This is a genomic window from Ferruginibacter sp. (assembly GCF_031430955.1).
Classification (GTDB): domain Bacteria; phylum Bacteroidota; class Bacteroidia; order Chitinophagales; family Chitinophagaceae; genus Ferruginibacter.
The window spans coordinates 1-4118 of the sequence record NZ_JANPCM010000538.1 but is presented as its reverse complement, the minus strand read 5'-3'; the positions used below and the strand labels follow the sequence as shown (position 1 = coordinate 4118).

At 36.1% G+C, this 4118-nt stretch carries 6 protein-coding genes; 3 read left to right on the top strand and 3 right to left on the bottom strand.

Going from position 1 to position 4118, the window contains the following annotated elements:
- From ACY65O_RS15125 to ACY65O_RS15115, 3 genes are all read right to left on the bottom strand, one after another.
- The coding region (locus tag ACY65O_RS15125) for a hypothetical protein (protein ID WP_462221696.1) at positions 1-706 on the bottom strand (706 nt) is incomplete at its 3' end.
- Entirely contained in the window at positions 703-1239 is a 537-nt protein-coding gene (locus ACY65O_RS15120) for a hypothetical protein (protein ID WP_462221695.1), read from the bottom strand. The genes ACY65O_RS15120 and ACY65O_RS15125, both read right to left, overlap by 4 nt.
- A 49-nt stretch (positions 1240-1288) precedes the next feature.
- On the bottom strand, positions 1289-1453 hold the full coding sequence (locus ACY65O_RS15115) for a hypothetical protein (RefSeq protein WP_462221694.1): 165 nt from the start codon (positions 1451-1453) through the stop codon (positions 1289-1291).
- Positions 1454-2231: 778 nt separating this feature from the next.
- On the opposite strand from ACY65O_RS15115, the gene rplM reads away from it, so the two are divergent.
- From rplM to rpsB, 3 genes are all read left to right on the top strand, one after another.
- A complete protein-coding gene (gene rplM / locus ACY65O_RS15110) occupies positions 2232-2675 on the top strand; it encodes a 50S ribosomal protein L13 (RefSeq protein ID WP_462221693.1) in 444 nt (147 codons plus the stop codon).
- Between the two features lie 41 nt (positions 2676-2716).
- Complete coding sequence (rpsI, locus tag ACY65O_RS15105) at positions 2717-3106, top strand: 30S ribosomal protein S9 (protein ID WP_462221692.1); 390 nt, start codon at positions 2717-2719, stop codon at positions 3104-3106.
- Between the two features lie 142 nt (positions 3107-3248).
- Positions 3249-4118: 30S ribosomal protein S2 (gene rpsB, locus ACY65O_RS15100; protein ID WP_462221691.1), on the top strand; the 870-nt coding region annotated here is incomplete at its 3' end.

The following is a 4118-nucleotide window of genomic DNA, read 5'->3' as shown; positions in this document are numbered from 1 at the left end:
ATATTGAAAATATTTTAAAATCTTTAAATTTTTCTGAAATAATCTCACTATGGTTCATAATTGCAGTATCTGCAACAATACTTACTCCGAAGCTTTGAAATTGTAGATCGACACATAATGTTTTTGAATCCTGCTTAAAATTCCTCAAAAGTTTCTCAAAATTCTGCTCATCTTCTAAAAAAAATATTTTCCTAAAATTAACTTCTGAAAAGCTCGAAAATGAATTCTGAATATTTTTTAAGAAATCAATTATATAATCTACAACAATAGCTTTTGAATATTTATTCTCTTTAGGTTCTATTTTTAAGTTAATTGCCTTGGTTTTCAAAAATTCCATATAGGCATTTTCTATAGCCTCCGCCTTAGGTAATTTTGCAAGAATAGCGGCATCTGCCTTTTCTAAAAGAATTTCTAATTCTTCCTTTAGTTCTAAATAAGGAGTACCAGATAAACCTAAATAAATTAATTGTTTAGCTTCTTCATATTTTCCTAAATTATTGGCGATAGTTGCTGCACTTCTAAATAAAACAGATCTTGTAGGTTCCGCATCAAAATCACCGATCAGTTCAAAGGCAGCTTTTCTTTCAAGTTCTAACGCCTGTTGCGCATAATTTATATACTCATCAATACTTTTATATTGAAGGGCTTCATTAGCTTTTTTTGCTAACTCTATTGCTTGTCTGTGTAATTGTTTAATGTCGTTCATCTTTTTCCAAAAAAAGCTTTAGGGGTTGAAAATTCAACAACTGAAATGTATGCAGGTAATTTGGAATAATCGCTTGCCTTTGATTGCTGTTTTTTTCCTTTCACTCGCTTTTCCAGAGAATTTGTAGGTGTTTCTTTTTCAATACCGGAAATTTCAAGCCGTGCCTGGAGAAAATTTTTAGGATTATACAGTTGGTGTAGTTCATTATAACCAAGCCAGTAATCTATCCCAGTTCCAATAACCGCTTCTTCTATAACCGTGTAGTTAGTAAACTTTGTACACAAAAAGAACGAGATGGTTTCAGCAGCATGCTCAATTATCTTTTTAGATTCTCTATAGCCAGCTGTATTAATCTTATTACTCCAGTTCAAGTTGAAACTTCTTACATTATCACCAGTAACATTTAGTTTACATCCAGAAATATGATTATTTTTCTCAAGAGCTACTATGCAATTTTCAGATAAGAAATCACATTGTGTCGAACTAAATACACTGATAGTTTCTTTTAATTCTTCTATTGTGAGGACTTCCATATCAAAGTAAAATATTGAAAGGGTAAATATATTTGAAATTAGGATTTTATTACTTGTTAATTTTAATATTTTGATGTGCTTTAAAAAACGGATCAATAAAATCACGGCGGGTTTGCGTTTCGTTGTACTCGGCTTTTTCGTAAGAAACAATTTGTTCTTCAAACCTTACCACAAGCTCTTCAATAATTTTATAAGCAGTTTCTTTACTAATCATGCAGTGGGATAAGTGTTTTTCAAATATGGTAATTAAACCGTGTTTAAATGGGTTGCCCACTTTGTGCATGTCATTGTGCTTAAAAGATTCAACTCTGCAAGATGGAATGGATTAGTTGGTGCAAAGTAGTTCTTAAGTGCAGGGCAATTATTTTATACAATCCCAAAAATTGCCTTTATTAATTATTGTTAACCCGGCATTTGGATAGGTTGCATTAAATGTAATGGGTATTTTAGCCGAATTCACGTAAATTCAGTCAATTAATTGACCAAATTAATAAATTCATTAACCATGAAAATTTTAAGTAAAATTTTTATTTTTAAATCATCATCTTAAAAAACCTGTTAAACACTTCCCTTTTCAACCCTGCGTCCTCTGCTTCTCTGCGTGCCCAATCATACCAACTCCATAAAGATCCCATAGCAACGCCATAGTGACTTCATCAGAGTCCATGCTTTTTTGCATTATGATAAATACAAAGAAAAATCGCATAAAACAGCTTTAAAAAACTGCTTTCCAACCACAACCCACACCAGCAATTAAATTAGCAGTCAAAAATTTTACTGTAAACCAACGCTTTACAAAGCTCCTGTAAAAAATATTTCCCCATTTGTTTGGAAATGAAACCTAAACAGGCTTACCTTCGCCGTCCCAAAAAAGCAACAGCAATTTTGCTGCAGTTTTAAGGGCAGGGCCACCGGGATGGCGGAAACCCTGATTATTAAAAATCGCTTCTCTCCTAAATAAAAAAATCAGCCAGAAGCAAAAAAAGAAAAAGATGAGCAAATTACATTTTACAACAAAGCATGCGAACGAGGCTACCGTAAAACACAATTGGTACGTTGTGGATGGTACTAATCAAACCGTTGGTCGTATGTGTGCCAGAATTGCGGCTGTTCTCAGAGGTAAGAACAAAGCCTATTACACCCCACACGTTGACTGTGGTGATTTTATCATTGTTACTAACTGCGAAAAAGTAAAATTGAGCGGTAACAAAATGGATGAAAAATTATATGATCACTACACCGGTTACCCCGGCGGACGTAAAGAAGAAGTAGCTAAGGATTTGCAAAAGCGCAGGCCCGAAGTACTTATTGAAAGAGCCGTAAAAGGTATGTTGCCTAAAAACCGTTTAGGCCGCCAGATGTACAAAAAATTATTTGTTTACCAGGGTGCCGATCATCCGCATGGTGCACAACAACCAAAAGAATTAAAATTTTAAACCCCTATCCCCTAAAGGGGGATGATTGAAATATATTAAAAATGGAAAAGCAAAAAAACGCAGTCGGCCGCAGAAAAGAAGCTGTAACACGTGTTTTCCTTAGTAAAGGAGAAGGCAAAATTACAGTTAACGGCAAAGACTATAAAGCCTACTTCCCGCTGGTGTATTTACAAAACCAGGTAGAAGCGCCTTTAAAAACTATTGAAGCAAGTGATAAGTACGATGTGGTAATTAATGCTACCGGCGGTGGTGTTAAAGGCCAGGCCGAAGCTGCAAAGCTGGGCATTAGCCGTGCCTTGCTTGAAGTAAGTGCCGATTTTCGTCCGGCATTAAAAGCAGCCGGTTTGCTAAAGCGTGACCCACGTTCTGTTGAGCGTAAAAAACCAGGTCGCAAAAAAGCAAGAAGAAGCTTCCAGTTCAGCAAGCGTTAAACCCCTATCCCCTAAAGGGGGAAAAGGAGAAGACCTTAGCAAAGAATATTGTTTTGATTATGCTAAGTATTTCATTTAAGAATACATTGCCGGATTTTAAACATTATCAATTATCAATTACATAATTATCAATTTATAAATAATGGAAAATACTTCCTTACAACAACAGTTACTCGAAGCAGGTGTTCACTTTGGCCATTTAAAAAAGAAATGGAATCCAAAAATGCTCCCTTTCATCTTTGCCGAAAAGAAAGGTATTCACATTATTGACCTTAACAAAACTGTTGAAGGTTTACAGGAATCTGCAGCGGCATTAAAAGCCATTGCACGCAGCGGTAAAAAAATAATGTTTGTAGCCACTAAAAAGCAGGCTAAAGAAATTGTTAGCGAATGTGCAAGAAAAGTAAATATGCCTTACGTAACCGAACGTTGGTTAGGTGGTATGTTAACCAACTTCAACACTATCCGTAAAAGCGTTAAAAAAATGCAGAGCATCGAAAAAATGCTTAACGACGGCAGTGCAGAAAATCTTACTAAAAAAGAACGCTTAACATTAAGCCGTGATAAAGAAAAACTGGAAAAAGTTTTAGGTGGTATTGCTGCAATAAGCCGTGTACCTTCTGCTTTATTTTTGGTTGATATAGGGCACGAGCACATTGCTATGGCCGAAGCAAAAAAATTAGGCATCAGTACTTTTGGTATGGTAGATACCAACTGCGATCCTAATAAAGTTGACTTTGCTATTCCTGCCAACGACGATGCTACAAAATCGATTTCAATTATTGTAAATTATTTAACTGCGGCTATTGCTGAGGGTTTGAAGGAGCGCCAGAGCGATAAAGATAATGAAGATGAACACAGCGATGTAGAAGAATCAGCAGAAGCAAAAGCAGCAAGGTTTGAAAAGAAAGCTGATGGTGGCGATGACAGAAATAAGCGAGGCGGCGGTGGTAGCAGAGGTCCTGGTGGACCGGGTGGCCAACCAAAACGCAGAATTGCAGGACCGGGCCTG

Bases quoted from the DNA above. Each gene is read 5' to 3' on its own strand.
- rpsI (WP_462221692.1), top strand. From the start codon at position 2,717: ATGGAAAAGCAAAAAAACGCAGTCGGCCGCAGAAAAGAAGCTGTAACA.
- ACY65O_RS15115 (WP_462221694.1), bottom strand. From the start codon at position 1,453: ATGATTAGTAAAGAAACTGCTTATAAAATTATTGAAGAGCTTGTGGTA.
- ACY65O_RS15120 (WP_462221695.1), bottom strand. From the start codon at position 1,239: ATGGAAGTCCTCACAATAGAAGAATTAAAAGAAACTATCAGTGTATTT.
- rplM (WP_462221693.1), top strand. From the start codon at position 2,232: ATGAGCAAATTACATTTTACAACAAAGCATGCGAACGAGGCTACCGTA.